Annotated in this window: 18 protein-coding genes; 3 read left to right on the forward strand and 15 right to left on the reverse strand. The window is 42.6% G+C overall.

The genetic code is table 11. The features are described 5' to 3' along the window. Positions 1-34 precede the first annotated feature (34 nt). From DW640_RS03690 to DW640_RS03730, 9 genes are all read right to left on the reverse strand, one after another. On the reverse strand, positions 35-1,381 hold the full coding sequence (locus DW640_RS03690; protein ID WP_117577378.1) for an MFS transporter: 1,347 nt from the start codon (positions 1,379-1,381) through the stop codon (positions 35-37). A gap of 12 nt (positions 1,382-1,393) precedes the next feature. Continuing rightward, positions 1,394-2,293, reverse strand: a complete 900-nt coding sequence (locus DW640_RS03695) for a glycerophosphodiester phosphodiesterase family protein (protein ID WP_117577380.1) — start codon at positions 2,291-2,293, stop codon at positions 1,394-1,396. Positions 2,294-2,313: 20 nt separating this feature from the next. Continuing rightward, complete coding sequence (locus DW640_RS03700) at positions 2,314-3,372, reverse strand: MBL fold metallo-hydrolase (RefSeq protein ID WP_008766236.1); 1,059 nt, start codon at positions 3,370-3,372, stop codon at positions 2,314-2,316. A 1-nt stretch (position 3,373) separates the two neighbouring features. Next, positions 3,374-4,255, reverse strand: a complete 882-nt coding sequence (locus DW640_RS03705; protein ID WP_008766237.1) for a sugar phosphate isomerase/epimerase — start codon at positions 4,253-4,255, stop codon at positions 3,374-3,376. 6 nt (positions 4,256-4,261) lie between these two features. Beyond that, complete coding sequence (locus DW640_RS03710) at positions 4,262-6,229, reverse strand: PQQ-binding-like beta-propeller repeat protein (protein ID WP_008766238.1); 1,968 nt, start codon at positions 6,227-6,229, stop codon at positions 4,262-4,264. Between the two features lie 27 nt (positions 6,230-6,256). Beyond that, positions 6,257-7,648 (reverse strand): RagB/SusD family nutrient uptake outer membrane protein, encoded by a 1,392-nt coding sequence (locus tag DW640_RS03715; RefSeq protein ID WP_008760507.1) that lies wholly within the window; start codon positions 7,646-7,648, stop codon positions 6,257-6,259. 23 nt (positions 7,649-7,671) lie between these two features. Then, on the reverse strand, positions 7,672-11,112 hold the full coding sequence (locus DW640_RS03720; RefSeq protein ID WP_117577381.1) for a TonB-dependent receptor: 3,441 nt from the start codon (positions 11,110-11,112) through the stop codon (positions 7,672-7,674). Positions 11,113-11,324: 212 nt separating this feature from the next. Further along, on the reverse strand, positions 11,325-12,311 hold the full coding sequence (locus DW640_RS03725; protein ID WP_008760505.1) for a FecR family protein: 987 nt from the start codon (positions 12,309-12,311) through the stop codon (positions 11,325-11,327). A gap of 84 nt (positions 12,312-12,395) precedes the next feature. Beyond that, positions 12,396-12,998, reverse strand: coding sequence for an RNA polymerase sigma-70 factor (locus DW640_RS03730; RefSeq protein WP_008766239.1), 603 nt, complete (start codon positions 12,996-12,998; stop codon positions 12,396-12,398). A 192-nt stretch (positions 12,999-13,190) separates the two neighbouring features. On the opposite strand from DW640_RS03730, the gene DW640_RS03735 reads away from it, so the two are divergent. Continuing rightward, positions 13,191-13,895 carry a pirin family protein gene (locus DW640_RS03735; RefSeq protein ID WP_055299588.1) on the forward strand — a complete coding sequence of 235 codons (705 nt, stop codon included), beginning with the start codon at positions 13,191-13,193 and terminating at the stop codon, positions 13,893-13,895. 95 nt (positions 13,896-13,990) lie between these two features. On the opposite strand, the gene DW640_RS03740 is transcribed toward DW640_RS03735, so the two are convergent. Together DW640_RS03740 and DW640_RS03745 are read right to left on the reverse strand one after the other, a co-directional pair. Further along, positions 13,991-16,045 (reverse strand): cytochrome c biogenesis protein CcdA, encoded by a 2,055-nt coding sequence (locus DW640_RS03740; protein WP_016267980.1) that lies wholly within the window; start codon positions 16,043-16,045, stop codon positions 13,991-13,993. Positions 16,046-16,060: 15 nt separating this feature from the next. Further along, entirely contained in the window at positions 16,061-16,360 is a 300-nt protein-coding gene (locus DW640_RS03745; protein WP_008760502.1) for a Dabb family protein, read from the reverse strand. 101 nt (positions 16,361-16,461) lie between these two features. Between DW640_RS03745 and udk the strand changes: the two genes are divergently transcribed. Continuing rightward, positions 16,462-17,079: a uridine kinase gene (gene udk, locus DW640_RS03750; protein ID WP_008760501.1), complete on the forward strand. Its 618-nt coding sequence runs from the start codon at positions 16,462-16,464 to the stop codon at positions 17,077-17,079. A 17-nt stretch (positions 17,080-17,096) separates the two neighbouring features. Next, the gene (locus DW640_RS03755; RefSeq protein ID WP_011107154.1) at positions 17,097-18,485 is read left to right on the forward strand and encodes a transporter substrate-binding domain-containing protein; all 1,389 of its coding nucleotides are present in this window, start codon (positions 17,097-17,099) and stop codon (positions 18,483-18,485) included. A 94-nt stretch (positions 18,486-18,579) separates the two neighbouring features. Here the strand turns inward: DW640_RS03755 and DW640_RS03760 are convergent, their stop codons facing one another. From DW640_RS03760 to metH, 4 genes are all read right to left on the reverse strand, one after another. Further along, positions 18,580-20,130: a sodium:solute symporter gene (locus DW640_RS03760; protein ID WP_008760499.1), complete on the reverse strand. Its 1,551-nt coding sequence runs from the start codon at positions 20,128-20,130 to the stop codon at positions 18,580-18,582. After that, positions 20,127-20,252 carry a symporter small accessory protein gene (locus tag DW640_RS24365; protein ID WP_008766705.1) on the reverse strand — a complete coding sequence of 42 codons (126 nt, stop codon included), beginning with the start codon at positions 20,250-20,252 and terminating at the stop codon, positions 20,127-20,129. Before DW640_RS24365 ends, DW640_RS03760 begins: the two co-directional genes overlap by 4 nt. 71 nt (positions 20,253-20,323) lie before the next feature. After that, positions 20,324-20,923 (reverse strand): nitroreductase family protein, encoded by a 600-nt coding sequence (locus tag DW640_RS03765; RefSeq protein ID WP_016267982.1) that lies wholly within the window; start codon positions 20,921-20,923, stop codon positions 20,324-20,326. A 12-nt stretch (positions 20,924-20,935) separates the two neighbouring features. Then, entirely contained in the window at positions 20,936-23,683 is a 2,748-nt protein-coding gene (gene metH / locus DW640_RS03770; RefSeq protein WP_117577383.1) for a methionine synthase, read from the reverse strand. Between the last annotated feature and the right edge of the window lie 12 nt (positions 23,684-23,695).

Consider the following 23,695-nt stretch of genomic DNA (forward strand, 5'->3'; position numbering starts at 1 on the left):
GTACCTATTTTATACTCCACTGATAATCAATGATTTATTTTTGCTTCGCATTCCACACCCATAAAGCGAAAAATACCGACAATATAGCCGATCCGATCCAAAACCAATTGATATAAGTAAAGTCGTAAACCTCTACCCCACTCCGGATCGTTTTATGTCCTTCAATCAAAACTCCGCTCATGACATCTTGCAGCCCAGCTCCGATATAACTGGCAATTCCAACAACTCCCAAAGCAGCTCCCGAAGCATTGCGAGGAGCAATATCAACAGCCATCAGCCCACCTAAGAAACAAATCAGTACTCCGATGCCCAGTCCAAAGAGGATCATTGCCACAGCATCGAGCCAAAAGTGTACCCCTGGCACTAATAAGAACAAACATAATGCTAAAACATTCGTCAGTCCGAAAATCAAAGCCGGAACATTACGCCGGCCACCAAACAGTTTATCAGAAATTACACCGGAAAACATGGTGCCGATAATACCACAAACAGAACTAATGGAAATAATGAAACTGGCATCCAAAGTGGAATATCCTTTCTGTGCTTCCAGATAAAAAACTCCCCAACTGTTTACCGCATATCGGCTGATATACATAAATGCACTTGATAAAGCAAGGATCCAGATAGCAGGCATTGTCAGAACCTGCCGTTGAGCTTTATTAAAATCTGTCGTTTCGGAAGCACTCATCGTTTTCTTTTCTTTCGGGACATTGACCGGAGGAAAGCCCTTGCTTTCGGGACTGTCATGAAAAAAACGCCATACAATTAATGCCCCCAGCAATCCTACCATACCCGCCCCAAAGAAACCATAACGCCAGCCGCAAACACTAACAATAGATGCTACAATTATAAATGTCAGTGCTTCACCAATATTATGACTGGCGGACCAAAAGCCATAATAAGAGCCACGTTCTTTATCCGTGAACCAACGGGAAAGTCCGACTACACACGAAGCAGCCCCCATAGACTGAAACCAGCCGCTGACTCCCCAAAGAACAGCAAACAAAATAAATGAATGGGAGAAACCGAGACAAAGATTAATCAATGCGGTAACAAGCAGGCCGGTAGTCATAAAACGATTTATATTACTTCGATCTGCCAGAAATCCATTCGTAAATTTACCCACCGCATACGTAAAGAACAGCACCGAACCGATTATTCCGAGTTCCGTTTCAGAAAAGATTCCCTCGTCTACAATCGGTTTCTTTACTACATTCAAGCTCAACCGGCAGACATAATACATACCGTACCCGAAAGTTGCCGAAAGAAAGGTAGACCATTGCAGATATTTCAACCGACGCTTGCCGGATGAAGACATAACGTCTTCGTTACAAGGCCCCGGTGAAGAGACCTTGTAAAAATTTATAAGATGTTTCAGCATGAAGGAATATCTTTAGTCGTGCAGTTTCTTTTTACGCAAATATTCGAGTAATAATGCCGGGCGGTCTGTTTGAATCAGTTTAGCCCCCTGATTCAAAATCCATCCCCAGCTTTCATCCGGTTGGTGTAGTTCTACCGCGCGATCGTCATCGTGACCTCCACAAAGTTCAGGCCACAAAGAATTAATGAAAAGCTTGGCACCACTATCACGTACTTTCCTGATCAAGCGAAGCATTTCTTCATTATCATCATTAAATACCAGTTCATAAGCAGCCGGTTTCATGTGTGACTGATAATCATTGATTATCTTTTCCGCTCCTTCTTTGTGCAGATTCACAATAGGCATAAAAATAACCTTATCAAGTACATCACCATTTTCTGCTTTCACTAGTTCATAGGGGAGTCCTGCTTTAATTACGCAATGGTCAATTGTTCCTGTTTTTTCAAGTACAGCATAAGCTTCCTGAAAATAATCGTAACCTTTATCGATATTCACCATTATCTTCCCTTTGCAAAGTAACATAACTTCTTCGAGAGTAGGAATCTGATGTCTGGTTTTACAGCCTGCTCCATTTTTAAGTCGCATTGCTTTCAGTTCTGCCAGTGTATAATCCTCAGCGTTTCCTTTTCCTGTCATTGTACGGTTAATTGTCTTATCATGCATGACGACCAAGTGACCATCTTTGGTCTTCTTCAAATCTATTTCTACCATATCCACTCCCATATCAATGCAATTCCGTATTCCTTGCAATGAATTTTCGGGAGCATTTCGCCAATCGGCACGATGAGAAACGACCAACACTCTATCGGAATAATTTCCTAACAGGTTTTCTCTGATTTCCGCAATCCGATTTTGGGCAACAGCCAGTTGCACCAGGCATACAAGCAATATAAAGTTATAAATTCGTTTCATAAATTCAAATATTAAAATTATTAGTTCAGCTTACCGTTCTTCCAGACCATCTTTTCTCCCCACATAGGCACATAGGTCTGGTCACAGTTAATCTTGGACGCCCGTTCTAGTGCCATGTCCAATGACCATCTGGATGCATCAACACCTGCATGAGCCATTTCCAAAATATGGGATAACAGAACATAATCCGGCTGTACCTGTCCCGCTCCGGTACCTAAAATATTATTCTCAGTCAGCGCATTAGGAGCATAGCGGGGAATCAAGACATTAACATGTGGCGCAATGTTTGTATATTGTTCCGTTTTAAAATTGGAATCACCGACATGCATAAAGACGAAATTTCCAGTATCGTCCCCACAGTCTATCTGGAAAATAGTTACGAAATTTGATAATCCGGAATTATTATGATCGGTAATACAAGTACGGATTTTAAATTTACCTATTTCATAATCTTTATCCCCCTTTGCCGTGTAGGGATAAGTGGTGTCTTTCAAATAATTGGATAATACCGGCTTATCCAAATCAAACATTGCCTGAATCAAATCTGTATTATAATGATCAGAATGCTTATGCGTCACACAAAGGAAGTCGATATAGGGTGCAAGTTCCTTCGCCCAGCGATGAGAAATATCAATAGCAAAACATCCGGAAGGAGTCTTAACTATATATCCCATGTTATAAAGCAACCAGATTTCTGCTGTGCCATTCTCTACTTTGGAGTTTTCAATTCCGTCCATCACCCGGTCAAAAGCACTCCGGTAATAGTATAAGATCGGTTCACTCTTCTCCATACTCATACTTGCCTGATCAAAACCATTCAGAAAACTGATAAAATAGTCATCCAGACATTTATCGGCATATCCCTGAATAGTGCTCAAAGCATCGGCACGTTCAGTATTTACAATTGATGGAGAAGTTCCCCATAACTGTTGGGTAGTGGCATCTACCTCTGCTGCCAGTTCCGTAAGAATTCCTTCGTACCCGGTCTTCTTATCATTATTATCATCGTCACTACAACTTGCAAGTCCTATTGCCAGCAGGCAAAACAGGAAATATTGTATTCTTCTTATATTATTCATATTATTTCAGTGTTTTATAGTCATCAGTTATTTTATCGAAGGTCTCTGCAATCCGTTCAAGAGCAGGTCTCACATTATTATTTTCGTGATCCTTCGTCGCTTCATACATGAAAACGCCTTTATATCCGGTCTTCTCCAAATCTTGCATCAACTTTCCCCATTTTATATTTCCCTGTGTAGGAAGCCAGTGGCATTCGTTCACCAAATCAAAATCTGAAGCATGTATAGTGCCGATACGGCTACCTACTATTGCCACAAAGTGCTCTGTCGTGCCTTTGGTATAGTGATTTGTATCAAAGCACACTTTTACGTCCGGGATATCTCCGACAATCCTCATAAGTTCCTCCGGAGTATTTCCCAAACAGGTTCTGGGCAGATTCTCTATACAAAGTTGAGCGCCAATCCTATCAGCATATTTCTTCAAATAAGCAATAGACTCCGAAGCATTGGCAATCCGTTGCGCCCGAATACTATCGGCTATCGGTTCCGAACTTGGATGCAAAACCAGGCAAGTCGGTTGGAACATGGCACACAATTCTATCATCTCTGCCATAAAATCTACATTTTCCTTCCTTAACCGATCATCCAGAACTGAGATATCCAGCGTTCGGGAGAAAGGAAGATGAATAGACCAGACTTCAATATCCGCACTGTCTATCTTCGCTTTCATTTCCTTTATACGTGGAATCACTTCATCGACAGGAACTCCCCTATAACATTGATTAAAGGCTACTTCGACATACTTCACACCAATCGCTTTTGCATGAAGGAAGTCGGCAGCAGCAGGTGCTTTCCACACTGCTGTCGTAGTACCTACTTCATATTTCTGTGCATATCCACAAACAGACATCACCATAAATGCGATAAATATCAATTTTCTCATCACCGTTTATTTTTGTCGGTTTGTACCTTGAATATCTCCACCCCGTATACTCCAGGAGTCTGTTTCCAACGTTTTATTAATGTCAAACGCTTTTATAGAACCTATATTGCTCGCTCCAATAGTACCACAATAAAGACGCTTGTCCGGACCAATCGAAACGGATGCCATTACCTGTTGACCCACAGATTCCTCATAAACAGTACTTCCATCTGCCGTATTAAGTCCGAAAATCTTATTATTTGACTGCGTTCCGATATAAAGAACACCATCTGTACTCAACGCAGCACCACTGTAGTTCAGGTTATTATTTACCTTCTTCACCCATACTTTTGAACCGTCAGCGTCTACAGCGTAAACTGTTTGCGAACCTTTCTCTGTAAAATAAACAACACCTTTCTTATCTACGATAGGGAAATAAGCATCACCGCCTGTTGTCGGATAGGTCCATTTTTTGGTTCCGTTCGTGATATCAACAGCAACAAGTCCAGCCTTTGACTTCAAAGTTGCGTAAAGCGTGTTGCCATTCAAAGCAAAAGTTCCCTGCTCTGTCACATTAACACCACTGAGTTTCCAAAGTTCTTCCTTATTTGCGCTGAAAGCATAAATAGCTTCACTGGTACCTGCATAGATATGTCCGTTTCTATCAATAGCCACCGCACTTCCTGTTGTTCCATCAAGAGATTGTTGCCATTTAATCGCACCATTCGCAACATCGAGTGCATATAACGTACTTTTATTAGTCAAACAATAGAGTACACCATCAGCAGACAAAGCAGGGAACGCACCTATCGGTCCGTCTAATTGCAATGACCATTTCTGAGTACCATTCGGATTTATGGCATACACATTCTTGATAGAAGCATCTCTCACGCACTGATAGATAGTACCGTCAGACCCCACTAATGCACCGCCGCCATAAGTTATTTTATCAATGGCAAATACCCATTTGAATTCGCCGCTGACTACATCTAAGGCAAACAAATGCCCGGCAGGCGTTGAAGTCGGAATATACATCGTCTTTCCATCCGGGGAGAATACAGGATTGGACGTCTTGACATATCCTGTTAATCCGTTAAAATTTAGATTCAGACTATCCCATTTATATTCGACAACATTAATTTCCACACTTCCTGACTCCGTCGTATTATTCGTATATGTTACTGTAATAGTAACTGTATAAGTTCCAGTAGCAGCAAAAGCATGCGATGGAGTCGTTTCAGCAGAAGCAGTACCATCACCAAAATCCCAGCTGACGGATTTAACATTGCCACCAGTAAAATACATATCGTTATAAGCAAAGACAGCAGACTCCCAGACAACCAATTCCGTATTGACTGCTACCGGATAAATAATTCCCGGAGTAGCCACCGCTTCCGCCGAAACAGAATTCCCCATCGGATAAATGCAAACAACATCAAACTTATACTCCTGATCATTAGTCAACCCTTCAACCATATATTCTTCCAATGTTGTGTCATCCAATTTGATAACCTGATTGCCGGGACTTACGGTAATCTGATAATTCGTAAACCGTTCGCTGGCAGGCTTCGTCCATCTCAGCCGGACTTTCTTGTCTCCCGCTGACGCAGTCAGACCAGTCACCGGATATCTTGCATTCTTTGGCGTACAAGAAGTAGATCGCTTACTCGCCAATCCTCCGGTATAGCGAGGTTGTACGGAGAATGTATAAGCAACATCATTGACAAGATCACTGACAGTTGCACCGGAAGCCTCAGCCTCCACAGTCATTTGCCCTCCTTCCGCTCCCGAAGAGCCCGAAGTCCAGCTAATAAGATATTCATCAGGACGGGCGTCCGGATATGCTTCCCAGGAAAGTGCCACATTCATATCTCCGGCCGTTGCCGTAAGCGTCTTTAATTCATATAAATCAAAACTTGCTTTTGGCAGTTCTTCGTCACAAGCTGCACAAACTGCCGTAATGACAAACAACAAGCTATATATTATTTTTTTCATCGTCTGAATTCTTTAAGTTTAACCATATTAATACCCCGGATTCTGCCACAACAACTCGGTATTGTTGATTCTTTCCAATTCCGTTTTAGGAATAGGATACAGAAACTGGAAATCCTGAATTGTATGTCCCTCCGCTTTCATAGCTTCCTTGGCACCTCCCATGCGAACAAGGTCAAACCAACGGTGTCCCTCATAAGGAAATTCCTGTTGGCGTTCCAGCATAATGGCTTTACGGAAACTATCCTGATCTGCCAGTTCCGTAATCTGAACCGGAGATAATCCGGCACGGGTATGTACCGCATTCAAAGCAACCATTGCATCAGAAGTCTGAGAGTTGCTATAGCTGATTTCGTTCAGTGCTTCGGCATACATTAACAGTACATCGGCATAACGAAGAATAATCTGATCGTTACCGACGGTATTGTATGTCGCACTTTTCAAATCCTTGAATTTATTCATTACGCAAACTTTATCTTCTACTTTCACATAAGTGATCAGGTCTTTGCGTTTATCACCGTCTTTATAGCACTCCTTCAAAGCCTTTGTCTGGTTAGTATCATCTGTCAGGTTGATAATTGAAAACCAATAACCATGTCCTTCACCCTCAACGTCCTTATTAAAGCGCACTGCGAAAATGATTTCATCGTTCATTTTATTATCGACATCAAATACTTTATCCGGTGTAGGCATCAAAGAATATCTGCCTATCAGTTGCGAAAGTACATTGCGTGCCTCTGTCCACTTATGGAAAGTCAGATAAATCTTTCCCAGCAATGCCATTGCAGCACCGGAGGTCGCACGTCCCGTATCAGTACCCGTATAAGAAGAAGGCAGCATATTCTCATTGATAACCTGATTCAAATCGCCGGTAAGAAAATCAAAGACCTGCTGCTCTGAGCTTCTTCCGATTTTAAGAGCTTCAGCCACCGTCACCACTTTATCAGTCATCGGAATTCCACCCCACAAGCGATACATATTAAAATAAGTAAGAGCACGCACGAAAAGCGCTTCCCCTTTATATTGTTTCTTCAACGTAGCATCAAAGTCAGCTGCGTCTATTTTGTCCAATACCAAATTACAGCGATATACTCCGTTATTAAAATTCGCCCAGGCGGATTCCAATATTCCATTAGAGGCTTTATCCGCAAACTGATCTATATCATAACGGTCTTGTGTTCCGGCAGTAGGAGCACTCAACGACAGGTTGTCACTCCGATATTCGCAGCATTCCGTGAAGTAGGAAACCTGTCCCTGCAATTTAGAATAACAGCCGATCACTGCTACATTAAAATCGTCTGCTGTCTTGTATACTTTATCTGTAGGCACACTGCTACTTGGCTCCAAGTCGAAAAAGCTATCTGTACAGGCCACTGATACAAAAGCAGTTGCCAAGAATAGGATTTGTCTATATATTTTCATACACCGTATATTTTTAAGGATGACTAAAGTGTTATATTTAATCCAAACAAGAAGGTTTTCGCCAGCGGATATGTTCCGTAATCTTCACCCGGCGAAAGTGAATTGCTCGGACGTGCATTTACTTCCGGATTGTATCCACCGTAGTTGGTAGATGTCCAAAGGTTCTGTCCGGAGACATAGACTCTCAACTTCTCCACAAAGAAACGACGTGTCAGATTCTGAGGCAAAGTATATCCTAACGTTACATTCTGCAATCTCAAATAAGAACCATCTTCCAGATGCCAGGTTGAAGTACGGCCATTATAACCTTTCGATTTGCGGTTGGCACGGTTCACCTGACCATTTCCGGGGTTATCCGCACTTTTCCAGCGATTCAGGGCAATCGTGGTACCATTGGTGTTTCCTTCCAAATTATCAATATAGCGACGATTCAGATTCAGAATCTCATTACCGTAAACTCCCTGGAAGTTAAAGTCAAGATCAATGCCTTTATACCATACTTTACCACCAAATCCATAGGTGAAGTCGGGCATATAGTTACCTACTATCGTACGGTCTTTGTCCAAGTCCATCACACCGTCTCCATCCACATCTACAAAACGGAAGTCTCCCGGCTGAGTATTGCTGAAATGAGGATATTTCTTCAATTCTTCTTCGTTGGAAAAGATACCGTCCTGCACCAGCAAATAGTAACATCCGATCGGTTCGCCTACTTTTGTGATATAATAAGCATGATCTACGCTTCCGGTAGAGATAATGGGAGCATTTCCCGGACCAAGAGCTTTTACTTCATTGGTATTCGTAGCATAGTTGGCATTAAAAGAATACCCAAAGTCTTTGGTGAAATTTTTCTGAGATGTCAAGGCTATTTCCCAACCACGGTTATTTACTTTTCCAATATTCATCAGGGCAGTGCTGTATCCGGTCAGATGAGGAACAGGAACATTCAGCAACATATTGGAGGTATTGGTATTATAGTAATCAACTGTTATCCCCAATAATCCTTTGAACATTTGCAGGTCCACACCGACATTGACCATTGCATTCTTTTCCCAGCTTAAATCATCATTCTTAATTGTATTGGGCTTATAACCTTGTACCAGTTGCCCGTTACCCGTACCCAGTATATAATTATCAAGAGCCATCAATGATAGATGATCGTAGTTGCCTATCTGAAAGTTACCTGTAACACCATAACTGGTTCTGATTTTCAAGTCATCTACAAAGGAGAGAAATTTCGCCTTCGTGAAGAAATCCTCCCCGCTAACTCTCCATGCCAATGATGCGGACGGGAAATATCCCCAGCGGTTATTTTTTCCGAAACGGGAAGAACCATCCGCACGAATAGCTCCGGAAGCCATATATTTACCTTTATAACTATATTGCACACGAGCCAGATAGGAAGCAATCGACCATTGGGTCTTATCAGACGCCCCCTTTATAACTGTTCCACCGGAGATCGTCTGTATATAATCATTCGGAAAATCGGTAGCCGTCACATTATCTCCTTTATAAGTTTCTTTTTGTGCAGATTGCACCAGAACCGCATTAATCGAATGATCTTCATTAATCACTGTATTATAATTAATCTTATTCTCAATCAGCCAATTAAAATAAAAACCGGAGGAGCTGTATGCAGTAGGGTTCGACTTGATATCATAATATTTCTGGCCCAGTAAGGGTAGTTCTGACGAACGATACTGATCATTATGAGAACCATAATAATCACCACCGAAAGAAATATTATAAGTAAGTCCCTTGAAAAGTTCCAGTTCGGCAAAGACTTTCCCTACAATTGCCATACGGTCTACTACGTCCGATTGTAGATTGGCCATTGCCACAGGGTTTAATACCGCATTGTGCTGATAGTCATTGCCAATTCTCCAATAGCCATTTCCCTGATAGTTATAACTACCGTCGGAATTATATACCGGCCACACAGGAGGCATCATCAAGGCCGACTGAACAATACCATTCGATCCGGAAGCATCCACCCGATTGGAAGTCGAATAAGAAGGAGAGAAATTAAGACCGAATTTCAGTCTTTTATATTTTCCGTCCAGATTCATACGCATGCTATATTTCTTGAAATCAGAATTGATGATAATACCTTCTTTATCATAATAATTGGCAGAAATAAAATAACCAACGGTCTTTCCTCTGCCGGAGATAGAAACATTATGGCTGGTTGTAGCCGCACTACGGAAAATTGCATCCTGCCAGTCTGTGTCCGTTAATCCCTGATCGCCGTTCAGATAAGGAAAAAGTTCTGTAGGAATCCGTTCCCATGAATTCGGACGCATACCATTAGGGTCATTAGGTGAACCACCGGGATTAGCATCCAGATAAGAATTATCATGCCCGTCTTTGGCAAACTCCGCAAACTGATAAGCATTCAACATCGGAAGTTTTTTCGAAATACTCTGGATACCATAATATCCATCATATTGTACTTTCATTTTTTCCGACTGCCCTTGTTTGGTAGTGATAATAATTACACCATTTGATCCGCGGCTACCATAAATCGCAGCAGACGAAGCATCTTTAAGTACCTCTACCGACTCGACATCATTATTATTCAGATTGGCAAAGCCACGCTCCACAGGTACACCGTCAATGATATAGAGAGGATCACTCCCCGCATTGACTGTACTGATACCACGAACACGGATACTGACACTTCCTTCCGGGTCACCGCTCGGCTGAGTCACTTGCACTCCCGGCATCTTTCCAGCTAATGCCTGACGAAAGTCGGAAGCAGAAACCTCCGCAATCTGCTCGGCTTTCACGGAAGAGATGGAAGTAGACACATCCCGTTTCCGCTGTACACCATATCCTACCACTACTACTTCATCGATCATCTTGCTGTCTTCGGTCAACGTAATCTTAGCCGTATTCTTATCTTTTGCAGAAAGGCTGACGGTCTTATAGCCAATATAGGAAATTGTCAATGTAGCCGATTCCGGTACATTCATCAACGAATATCGTCCGTCCATATCGGTAATCGTACCACTGCCCTCTCCTTTGATCTGGACACTGGCACCAATAACTGGCTCTCCCTTATCATCTACAACCACTCCCTGAACGGTACGTGTACGTTGAGCGCTTTCTTCTTTAAGCGGCTGTTTACTGACAGCAATTGTATTATCGGTCCTATTGAAATAAAGTTTTGACTGAGTAGTTATCACTCCCAGAATTTGTTTAAGCGTAGCGTTTTTTACATCAAAAGAAACATGCGGAGCGTTATTTACCGTTTCCTGATCGTAGATAAATTTAAAGTTGGTCTGTTCACTGATTTTATTGAAAACATTTTCTACCGGCTCGTTTTGTACACGGAGCGTAATGTTGTTCTCTTTCAATGTCTGAGCAGCAGTCGGAGCAACAAAAAGGAAGGTGAATAGTAAAAAAGCTAAAAACGAGCAGCTATTTCTACTTTTTCCTTTACAAATAAGAAGATTATTCATAAATTTGTGCGTTTTAGTAATTGACTAAAGTTATTAAAAACAAGCAACGTGCGATACGTTATTCATTTGGGTCGAAGCGAATGAATATCCGTCCGGGTTGCGGATAGAAGCATTCCTTAGGAGTGCTTCTATCTTTTTAGGGAGTTTCTATGAGGGTGATGCTTTCATTCTGTCCTTATTAACGGGTTAAACATTGATCTATTTTTTAATTCTCATTTTTTATAAAGAAGTATATTCCTGCCTTCTTTCTTATAATTGATATCACTGATAAATTCGATGGATTTAAGTACGGACTCCAGACTCTTATTGTCATGTTCACCGGTAATCAGATTATCAAATTCCTGTCCGGAAGCAAAGGTTATCTGACAATTATAAACACGTTCCAGTTCTTTTGCCACATCCCGGATCGGAGTACTGTTAAAACGCAGGCTTCCCTTGATCCAGACTGCTACCCCACGTTCTTCCTTCTTCTTACTATATTCACCGGAAACGGTATTTATCAGAACTTGTTCTTTTGCAGTCAATCGCATCATTGCTTCCGGCAGATCAACCTGTACTTTGCCACTCTCTACACTTACCGATACGATTTCATCCGTAGAGTAAGATTTTACATCAAACCGGGTTCCCAAAACACGAACATCCAGTCGCTTCGTCTGTACAATAAACGGCATATCTTCATTATGGGCAACCCTGAAATATCCTTCTCCTTCCAGTTCCACTTTCCGGATATCCCCTTGAAAAGAATCAGGATAACGTACTTGTGAACAAGAGTTCAACACTAATATAGTTCCGTCCGGTAATTCCACCCGTTTCTTCTCTCCAAAAGAGGTTGAGATTTCAGCGAAAGTTATCTGCTGCTCACTCATATACCGGAAATAACTGATACTTCCTGTCACGATGGCTATTACAGCCGCCACACTGGCTGCAATCGTCATTACCCGACGGAACCAGGTACGTTTCTTATGTTCAATATGTTTCAGCAACTGGCGAGCCTCCTTTTTATACTTCTCACGCTCCAAGTCAGTAACAGGCTGCTGGCTGACGGATTCCTCCCAGACTTCGGCAGACAACTCATCCAATATATCTTTATGGTCAGCATCTCTCATACTTTCCAGTAACTGCGATGCTTCCTCCCGGATGTACATATCATCCAGATAGCGACGTAATTTGTTTTTTTCTGTCTTCGTATCTTTCATCATATATTCAAATAAGGGTGCTGATTTTTCCCCTTCGTATTAGTAATACACAAAGGCAGGAAACAGCTAGGGTATGATTAACATTTATTATAAATTCAGACAAAGTAGAATCAGCAATATGTCAGCAGAAGTACCCGAATATTTAGTCAAGTAGGCACGAATCACTTTCAACGAAACAGAAATATGCTCCTGTACGGTATTGACAGAGACTCCCAGCGCTTCCGCAATTTCTTTATGGGACATCTGTAAATCTCGGCTCATATTAAAGACTTCACGCTGACGGGGAGTCAATTGTTCCAATGCACGGCTAAGGACATCCTTCAAATCATCGAACAATATTTTATTATTCGTTTCATTGGCCGAATCAACCGCATGAGAAAGGATATGCTCTTTCAACTTATCTTCATTCGCCATATCCCGTATCTGATTAAGGATACGATTGCGTACAATCGTATATAAATAGGATGAGAAAGACGCATCCGGATTGATAAAACGCCTGCTTTGCCATACAACCGTAAACGCGTCCTGAAAAATATCTTCGGCAAACTCACGAGATTTGACGAACTTCATCGCAAAATACAGCAAGCGATTCTTATAGGCGGCATAGAGTTCGCAAAAGGCATCCTCATCGCCGTCTATCAGACGGAGAACTAACTCCCGTTCGTCCATAAGCGTGTCTGTTGCGTACATATTTTCTTTACTTTTGGGCACAAAGGTATTGTTATGATGTTACAAACGTATGTATTTTTTCTGAAATAAAAAAATAACCTTCTTTCTTATTGAGTTTCCGGCCGAGAACTTTGTGTACTCTTTAATTGTTGTCCTATTATAAAAGTGCGAACAAAGCACACAACAAAGTTCTATAAAAAAGAAAGGAAGATTATGAAAAAAGTAATCGACAGAGCTTCATCAAGAGGCTATTTTAATCATGGCTGGCTCAAAACCCACCACACATTCAGTTTTGCTAACTATTACAATCCGGAAAGAATCCATTTCGGAGCCTTGCGAGTGCTGAATGATGACAGTGTAGACCCGTCGATGGGATTTGATACTCATCCACATAAAAATATGGAAGTAATTTCCATTCCGTTGAAAGGGTATCTGAGACATGGCGACAGTGTACAAAATACGAAAACGATTACTCCCGGTGATATCCAAGTGATGAGTACGGGCAGTGGTATCTATCATAGTGAGTATAACGACAGCAAGGAAAAACAATTGGAATTCCTGCAAATATGGGTATTCCCCCGAATCGAGAATACGAAACCCGAATATAACAATTTCGATATACGTCCGCTGCTGAAACCGAACGAGTTATCTCTGATCATTTCACCGAACGGCAAGACACCGGCCTCCATCAAACAGGATGCCTGGTTCTCTATGGGAGACTTCGATACGGAAAGAACCATCGAATATTGTATGCATCAGGAAGGTAACGGAGCTTATCTGTTTGTGATAGAAGGAGAGATCAGCGTGGCCGATGAACATCTGGCCAAACGTGACGGCATCGGAATATGGGATACCAAAAGCTTCTCTATCCGTGCTACTAAAGGGACCAAACTTCTGGTAATGGAAGTACCCATGTAAAAAACATTATTTCTAGTTTTATTCTATTCTATTTAAATGAAGCGGTCCCACTCTACAGAGTGAGACCGCTTCTCATTGATAGTTATATCTTCGGATTATTTTTCCTTCCGATAATTCTCCAGTCCAGTTTGCAGGAATTCAATATATTTGGGAATGTCTTCATCGTAAGCATAAGACTTATTCAAAGGACTTCCCTGATTATCCAGCAATACATAGAAAGGCTGTGCATTAGCACCAAACTTCACACGTTGCAGATAGCTCCACTTATCACCGACTGTACGCAAAGTACGTTCCTTACCGTTCTCTACGATTTTCACAGGTTCGGTCAACGGAGTTTTATTATCCACATACAGAGTAATCAGCACATAATCATTATTAATCAGATCACTCACTTTCGGGTCCGTCCATACAGCGGCTTCCATCTTACGACAGTTCACGCATCCATAGCCTGTAAAGTCAAGCATCACTGGTTTGCCATTCAGACGTGCATACTCCATACCCAGATCGTAGTCATCAAATTTCGCATGTACTTCATTCTTATACAGATTAAAGTCTTGCGTATGCATAGGAGGAGCAAAAGCACTTACGGCTTTTAACGGAGCTCCCCACAAACCGGGAACCATATATACGGCAAACGCCAGAGAAATAAGTGCCATAAAGAAACGAGTCACTCCCACCTTATTGTCATCATCGTCATGCGGAAACTTGATTTTACCAAGCAAATAGAAACCCAGCAATGCAAAAATGACAATCCACAGAGCGAGGAAGGTTTCACGGTCGAGTAATCTCCAGCCATAAGCCAGATCGGCAACCGACAGGAATTTAAGCGCAAATGCCAGTTCCAGAAATCCTAACGTCACTTTGATCACATTCATCCATCCGCCCGACTTCGGCATAGACTTCAGCCATGACGGGAACAGAGCAAAGAGTGTGAACGGCAATGCCAATGCAATGGCAAAACCCAACATACCGATAGCCGGGGCCACCACGCTTCCTGTAGTAGAAACCTGTACAAGCAGGAATCCGATAATCGGACCTGTACAAGAGAAAGATACCAGTGAAAGTGTAAATGCCATCAGGAAGATACTCAGCAGACCGGTAGTCGATTCCGCTTTACTATCTACCGCATTGCCCCACTTTGACGGTAATCTAATCTCAAACGCTCCAAAAAATGAAGCGGCAAAGATTACCAGCATCAGGAAGAAAAGGATATTAAAGACAGCATTCGTCGATAAAGCATTGAGCGCACTGGCACCAAATATCAGTGTGATAGCCAATCCTAATGCCACATAAATAACGACAATGGAAGCACCATAAGTCCACGCATCACGAATACCTTTCTTCTTATCTTTGCTACGTTTCAGAAAGAAACTGACTGTCATCGGGATAATAGGCCATACACAAGGAGTGAACAGAGCCAGCAATCCACCCAGGAAACCTGTCACGAAAATATAAATCCAGGACATATCTCCCTGAGTATGTTCCTCGCCCAGTGCCTGCAATTCACTGATTACCGGACGCCAAAGGTCACCGGAAGCTACAGCTGGTTGAATATCGGCATTTGCATCCGTAGCAGAAGCAGGAACCAGTTCCATCATTGCAGCAGAGTCTTTGGACGCAGCAGGAGCAGTTACTTCTTCCGCCTCTTTTGTCTCCGGCTTATCAGCTTTGGCTACAGGAGCAGCCGTAGTTCCGGCCTTTGCTTCACCCGAAAACTTAAAAGGAACTTCTGTCGGAGGCAGACAACTCTCATCGTCGCAGGCTCCATATTCCAGATAACCTTCTATCGCATAAGCTCCACCAGTCAGCTTCACTTTCTGCACGAATTTGGCAGTATTCTCGAAATAGCGCACTTTCATTTCGAACAGTTTGTCGAAAGTAGCTATTTCCTTGCCGACAGGCTTCAATTTACCTACCAGTTCTACACCAGACTTCTTCTCCACATTAAATGTGGCAGAAATAGGTCCTCCGTCTCCAAGATCGGTAGAATAAACATGCCACCCTTTGTCAATGGCAGCCGTAAACACGATCTCCGCTTCTGTATCAGAAAGAGAGTTCAGTTCTGTTTTAAACTTTACCGGATCTTTAATCTGCGCCTGCAATGTATAGGCTACAAAGCTTAAAAGCAGAAAAGAAATTAATTTTCTCATTTTCATTATTGGGGGTTATAATTCATAATCCACGCATGCACGACTGTCCTTTGCTTCAGCTATAATCTTTCCGGCTGCCACATGATCAGGGTGTGTTGCATAGAACTTCACATCCTCCAGCGTGTCAAATTCGCTATAGAGAGCTATATGCCAAGCCTCTCCCGGATTCATATTCAGTCCGACTTCAATCTTACGGATCACTGAAATCTTAGCGGGGAGCGCTTCGATAGCTTCCTTAAATTTATTCATCACTACGAGTTTCTCCGCTTCGGGAACTTCGTCTTTTAACTTAAATAATACAATGTGTTTCACCATTACGTTGTTATTTTAATGAATTGTTTCTATATTTGTCTTGTCAATGCATTACATTACTAATGCAAAATTACTCTATTTGGTTCAAATAACACTATAAAGAGATGTTAATAATAGGAATAGCAGGTGGAACGGGCTCCGGAAAAACCACCGTCGTACGAAAAATAATAGAAAGCCTCCCCGTTGGAGAAGTAGTACTATTACCTCAGGATTCATACTACAAAGACAGTAGTCACGTGCCGGTTGAAGAACGTCAGAATATCAACTTTGACCATCCGGATGCTTTTGAATGGAGCTTGCTTTCCAAACATGTGATGATGCTGAAAGAAGGAAAAAGCATCGAGCAACCGACCTATTCTTATCTGACTTGTACCCGCCAACCGGAAACCATCCACATCGAGCCTCGTGAAGTCGTCATTATTGAAGGTATCCTTGCCTTGTGCGACAAGAAGCTACGCAATATGATGGATCTAAAGATATTTGTAGATGCCGATCCCGATGAACGCCTGATACGTGTCATCCAAAGGGATGTCATCGAAAGAGGACGGACAGCGGAAGCTGTCATGGAACGCTATACCCGTGTTCTGAAACCGATGCACCTGCAATTCATAGAACCCTGCAAACGCTATGCGGACCTTATCGTTCCAGAAGGCGGCAGCAATGCAGTAGCTATCGATATATTAACAATGTATATCAAGAAACATTTGAAAAATGAAGAATGAAAGATAAAGAGTTCAGAATGAGTGCCAAGACACTGATCCTCCCCTTGTTTCTTATACTTTTGTGCTGTGTATTCGGATGCCGGAACAAACATCATACCGAAAAGAATGAAACAGCACACGATCTTCCACAGATTAAAGACAGTGGAGAACTGGTTGTGCTGACACTCTATAGCTCTACTTCATATTTCATTTATCGCGGACAGGAAATGGGATTCCAATACGAACTCAGTGAACAGTTCGCTAAAAGTCTGGGACTGAAACTCAGAATCGAGGTAGCCAGAAATGTCCGTGAATTGATTCAGAAATTACAGTCAGGCGAAGGAGATATGATCGCCTACAACCTGCCGATTACCAAAGAATGGAAAGACAGCCTTTTGTATTGCGGAGAAGACATAATCACCCATCAGGTTATCGTCCAGCAAGGAAATGGAAAGCATAAACCATTGAAAGATGTAACGGAACTTATCGGCAAAGATATATATGTCAAACCAGGCAAATATTACGATCGCCTCGTGAATCTGAACAACGAACTGGGAGGTGGTATCCATATTCATAAGATAACGGGAGATAGCGTTACCGCGGAAGACTTAATCACCCAGGTAGCACAAGGTAAGATTCCCTATACCGTAGCCGATAATGATTTAGCCAAACTGAATAAAACTTACTATCCCAATCTGAATATCGATCTTTCTATCAGTTTTGACCAGCGTTCTTCATGGGCTGTGCGAAAAGACAGTCCCGAACTGGCAGCCGCCGCCACAAACTGGCATAAAGAAAATATGACCTCTCCTGCCTATACGGCAAGTATGAAGCGTTACTTCGAGAATAGTAAAATGATGCCACACTCCCCCATCCTTTCACTTAAAGAAGGAAAAATATCACATTACGACGATTTATTCAAGAAATACGCCCAAGAGATCGGATGGGACTGGCGAATGCTGGCATCCCTCGCCTATACAGAATCAAACTTTGACACAACAGCCGTATCTTGGGCAGGAGCCAAAGGATTGATGCAATTGATGCCTGCCACTGCACGCGCAATGGGCGTACCCGCAGGTAAAGAACAAAACCCGGAAGAAAGTATAAAAGCAGCCGTTAAATACATTGCCGCCACAGACCGAAGTTTCAATATGATCCCTGACAAACAGGAACGGCTCAACTTCATACTGGCTTCTTACAATGCCGGCCTAGGACATATCTACGACGCCATGGCATTAGCAAAAAAATACGGAAAGAATAACCTCGTATGGAAAGACAACGTCGAAAACTTCATCCTGCTCAAAAGCAATGAGGAATACTTCACCGATCCTGTTTGTAAAAATGGATATTTCCGTGGCATAGAAACGTTCAACTTCGTACGTGATATTCAGTCCCGGTTCGAATCGTACAAAAAAAAGATAAAATAAGTAATAAGTATCAGGTAATAGGTAATAACCGTAGCTTATCAATAGTGTATCCGCACGGCTTATTACCTATTACTTATTACCTATTACTTATTTACTACTTGTTTCTGCCCGTCAAAAGGCTAACCACAACAATAGCCAGTATAGACAATGGTAATGCAAAGAGAATAGGGTCAATTACCGGAAACGGATATGTCTCAATCAATACATCCTTGCCAAACAGGAATTTACATATTCCCATTGCGGCAGCTTCTTTCTGATGAAGGAATATTAGTGCAAAAGCACTGCCTAAAGTTCCTACCCAGAGACTTGCCATTACTCCCTGTTTCGTCGCTTTCTTCCAGTACAATGCACAGAAGTAGGCAGGAAGAAATGCAGCAGCACAGATACCCATGAAAATAGAAGTTCCGCGGGCGATAATATCGTGAGGCAGCATATAGCAAATAATATAGCTGACCAAAATAGAGAAAAGTACTCCCAAACGAATCACATTTGTCAATTTGCCACGAGAACGGGGTTTATAAGTACCATAAATGTCAGAACCAACCGATGCTCCCATTGTGTGGAACTGAGAACTAAGCGTAGACATACTTGCAGAAAGGATACAGAGCATAAACAAAGCGGCAAACCAGTCCGGCATAGCTTTATTGATGAAATAAGGAATGATTTTATCAATATCCTGTATCACTTCCGTAGCAACGGCTCCTTCTGTCTTCAAGAAGAAAAGATTGCTTAATGCACCGGCATGATAGATAGCTCCTACCGTTATAATCAGGAAAAAACAACCGATAAATACGCCACGATTCAACTGTTTGCTACTTTCTACCGTCATAAAACGTACCACCAACTGAGGCTGTGCAAGGCAACCGATTCCTACTCCCAAAATAAGAGAGGTAACCAATGAGTACCACTGCGGAGAACCTGTCACAGGCATTGCGGTCCATCCCTGATGCCCCAATGCCTTGAACTTTTCCGGAACCAGAGGGGCTATATTTGTCAATTCCTTGTTTGCTTCCGTAAAACCCATGCCAAGCACCTGATACAAAGAGAACAACAGGAACAACATACAGCCAAACATGATAACTGCCTGTAAAGCATCCGTATACATCACCCCCTTCATTCCTCCTGCAATCACATACGCAGCAATGACTAACGTAAATATCAGCAGAGATATATTAAAATCAATCTGAAAAATCTGTTCAATAAATACAGCGCCCCCTTTCATCACCACAGCAGCGTACAGCGGCATGCCTATAAATATGACGGCTGCAATGAACACCTGTATATTACGGGAACGAAAATGACGGCCTAATAACTGCGGAAAAGTGCTGACATTCAGTTTTGCTCCCATGCGCCGCGTACGCAAGCCGAAGAATATGAAGGCGATAACTACCCCGACAAACATATTGAGGAAACACAGCCACTGAATACCCATACCGAAAGCAGCCGCTACTCCGCCAAAACCAACTATAGCAGACGCAGAGATAAACGTAGCACCATAAGAAAGCGCCATCACTATCGGATTCATCTGACGTCCGCCCACCAGATAATCACTGGTATTCGTAGTCTTCTTATATCCTAAAAAACCGAGGTAGGCCAATGACAGCAGATAAGCTATCACAATCAAGCCAAGAGTAAATGTATTCATCGCGTTTCGTCTTTATCGTCGTCCTTATTCCAATATTTCAGCCCAAACCAGGCAGCAAAAATCACACATATCACTGATAGGATATATGGCAAGACTATAAAAGGGTCATCTATTCCAAACATTTGCGTATCAGATTTTAATCAATTAAGTCGCAAATGTAAGGAATTTATTGAAAAGACAAAACTTTTGTTTACTAATACTGATTATAATGTATCTTTTTCTCGTCATATTTCTGTTTCGGCTGCTCTTTTGTTGCAGGATAGCCGAAAGGAATGACACAAAGAGGAAGAATATTCTCGGGCAGGTGGGTATATTTGCGAACGACTTCCATACGATCTTCATACGGATAAGCAGCTGTCCATACAGCACCCAGCCCCATACTTTCAGCAGCCAGCAAAATATTCTGTGCTGCAGCAGAACAGTCTAAATACCAATAAAAAGAACGGGCAGAATCACCACAGACAATAATCGCATTACGGGCTTGTGTCAACATTTTGGCATAAGGAAGAGCCGCCGCCATCGAATCCAGTTTCGCACGGTCGGAAACAACCACAAACTCCCAGGGACGAACATCCTTTCCCGATGGAGCAGACATTCCAGCACGAAGCATTAAATCAATTTTCTCTTTCTCTACACCTTTATTCAAGTAAGTACGCACACTCTTACGCTCAAAGATATTATCCAAAGCGGCATTTCCGGTGCCGGTTGTTCCTTTTTCCTCTTTTGAGGAAGAACACGAGATCATAGCAGTCATTGCCATGAACATACACAAGAAAGAAAAAATCTTTTTCATTGTGACAAGTCTTTAAAATAGGTTTAACTTATTTTTCTGGGCTTCTTCCAACGATACTGTTTCACGGCGTAATAGTCCGCTCTTCTCACGAAGTGCCTGATATTCTGCATCTAACTCATTAATCAGTTCGGCTTTCATCTGCGAATTCAACAGCCGGGAGGCAACACTGGCATTCTGAGAAGCATCTTTCAGATGTACAACCGGTGCATGATACACAGGCGCGATCTTCAGTGCTGTATGCATCTTTGAAGTAGTGGCCCCGCCAATCAGCAGCGGAATATCCAGTCCGGCTTTCTCCAGTTCGACAGCCACATGAGCCATCTCTTCCAGAGAAGGTGTGATCAGACCACTCAAACCGATCATATCCACTTTTTCTTCAATGGCACGCTGAACAATGGTTTCTGCCGGAACCATCACTCCCAAGTCAACTATATCATAACCGTTGCACGCCATTACGACGGCAACTATATTTTTTCCGATGTCGTGCACATCCCCTTTTACGGTGGCAAGCAGAACTTTTCCGGCAGAAGATGATCCTTCCACTTTTTCTGATTCAATGATCGGTTGCAGTATAGCTACGGCTTTCTTCATAGTACGGGCAGTCTTCACGACCTGAGGCAGGAACATTTTTCCTGCGCCAAAAAGCTCGCCGACATAATTCATTCCATCCATCAACGGACCTTCAATTACATCTACAGCTTTATCATATAAAGGTAAAGCTTCCGCTAAATCCTGTTCCAGATAATCACCGATTCCTTTCATCAAAGCATATTTCAAACGCTCTTGTACGGATTCTTCTCTCCATGCATCCTGCTTCACAGCTACCTGACCGGAAGTACCGCCCATCGTTTCTTTCAATGCTTCCGCCAGTTCTATCAGACGCTCGGCAGCATCGGGACGACGATTCAATACAACGTCCTCTATCTTTTCCAGCGTATCTGCAGGAATATCACTGTAGAGTACGGAAGTTCCCGGATTGACGATTCCCATATCCATCCCTTGCTGGATGGCATGATAAAGGAATACCGCATGCATTGCTTCACGAATATAATTATTGCCACGGAAAGAGAAAGAAAGATTACTCACTCCGCCGCTGACGTGTGCACCGGGAAGATTCTTCCTGATCCATCCGGTAGCTTCTATAAAGTCTACGGCGTAATTGTTATGCTCTTCGATTCCTGTAGCCACCGCAAGCACATTCGGGTCGAAAATAATATCATGAGGATTGAATCCAACTTTATCAACCAGCAGACGATATGCACGTTCGCACACTTCTATCTTGCGGGCAGCAGTATCCGCCTGTCCTTTTTCATCAAAAGCCATCACGACAGTTGCCGCTCCATATTGCTTGATGATCCGGGCATGCTCCAGAAATACTTCCTCCCCTTCCTTCAGAGAGATCGAGTTTACGATTGATTTTCCTTGCAGGCATTTCAATCCGGCTTCGATCACTTCCCATTTGGAAGAGTCGATCATAACAGGTACACGGGCTATTTCCGGTTCGGACATGATGAGATTCAGAAAAGTAGTCATCTCAGTCCGGGCATCCAGCAGACCATCATCCATATTAACGTCAATAACCAAAGCTCCGTCTTCTACTTGCTGACGAGCTATGGAAAGGGCTTCATCATATTTCTTTTCATTAACCAGACGAAGAAACTTGCGTGAGCCTGCTACGTTGCAACGCTCACCTATATTCACAAAGTTGATTTCCGGTTTCACTTCCAGCAGTTCGAGTCCGGAAAGCCACATACAATCCGGTTTGGGTGCCGGAACATGAGGTTTGGCACCTGCTATCAGTGCCTGATATTCTGCAATGTAGGCATCTGTCGTACCACAACAACCACCGATAATATTAACCAATCCTTCCTGAATATACTCCTTCACTTCATGAGCCATATCTGCGGGAGTCTGATCATATTTCCCCAGACTATTCGGAAGGCCCGCATTAGGATAAGCACTGATATAATAAGGTGCACGCGAAGCCAACTGTTCAAGAAAAGGCTTCAACTGACGGGCACCAAAGGAGCAATTCAATCCGACTGAAAATATATTGGCATGCTGCACAGAAGCAAGGAAAGCTTCCAAAGTCTGTCCGGACAATGTACGTCCGCCGATATCGGATACCGTCACAGACAACATAACAGGGACTTCTATTCCTGTCACCTTCATAGCCTGTCCGGCTGCAAAGATGGCAGCTTTCGCATTCAGCGTATCAAATATGGTTTCGATAAGAATGGCATCCACCCCACCTTCCAGCATGGCTTCCATTTGCTGCAGGTAAGAGGCAGCCAGTTCGTCATAAGACAAGGCACGAAACGCCGGATTGTTCACATCCGGGCTCATAGAACAGGTTTTATTAGTAGGTCCAACGGAGCCTGCAACAAAACGCGGTTTATCCGGACTCTTTGCCGTATATTCGTCCGCCAGTTCACGTGCCAGTCTGGTAGCGGCAAGATTGATTTCGCGCACATATTCTTCTACATGATAATCCGCCATTGAGACAGTTGTAGAACTGAATGTATTGGTCTCGATAATATCCGCACCTGCTTCCAGGTATTTACGATGGATATCTTGAATGACATCGGGGCGAGTCAGACACAACAAATCATTATTCCCCTTCAACTGACCGGGAATATGCGCAAAACGTTCACCACGAAAATCTTCTTCTTTAAGATTATATTGTTGGATCATTGTGCCCATTGCGCCATCCAGAATCAGAATACGCTCGGATACAATCTGAGAAATTGTCTTTTTCATTCTTACCTTATT

The sequence above is a fragment of the Bacteroides sp. AM23-12 genome (genome assembly GCF_003434395.1).
Classification (GTDB): Bacteria; Bacteroidota; Bacteroidia; order Bacteroidales; family Bacteroidaceae; genus Bacteroides; species Bacteroides thetaiotaomicron.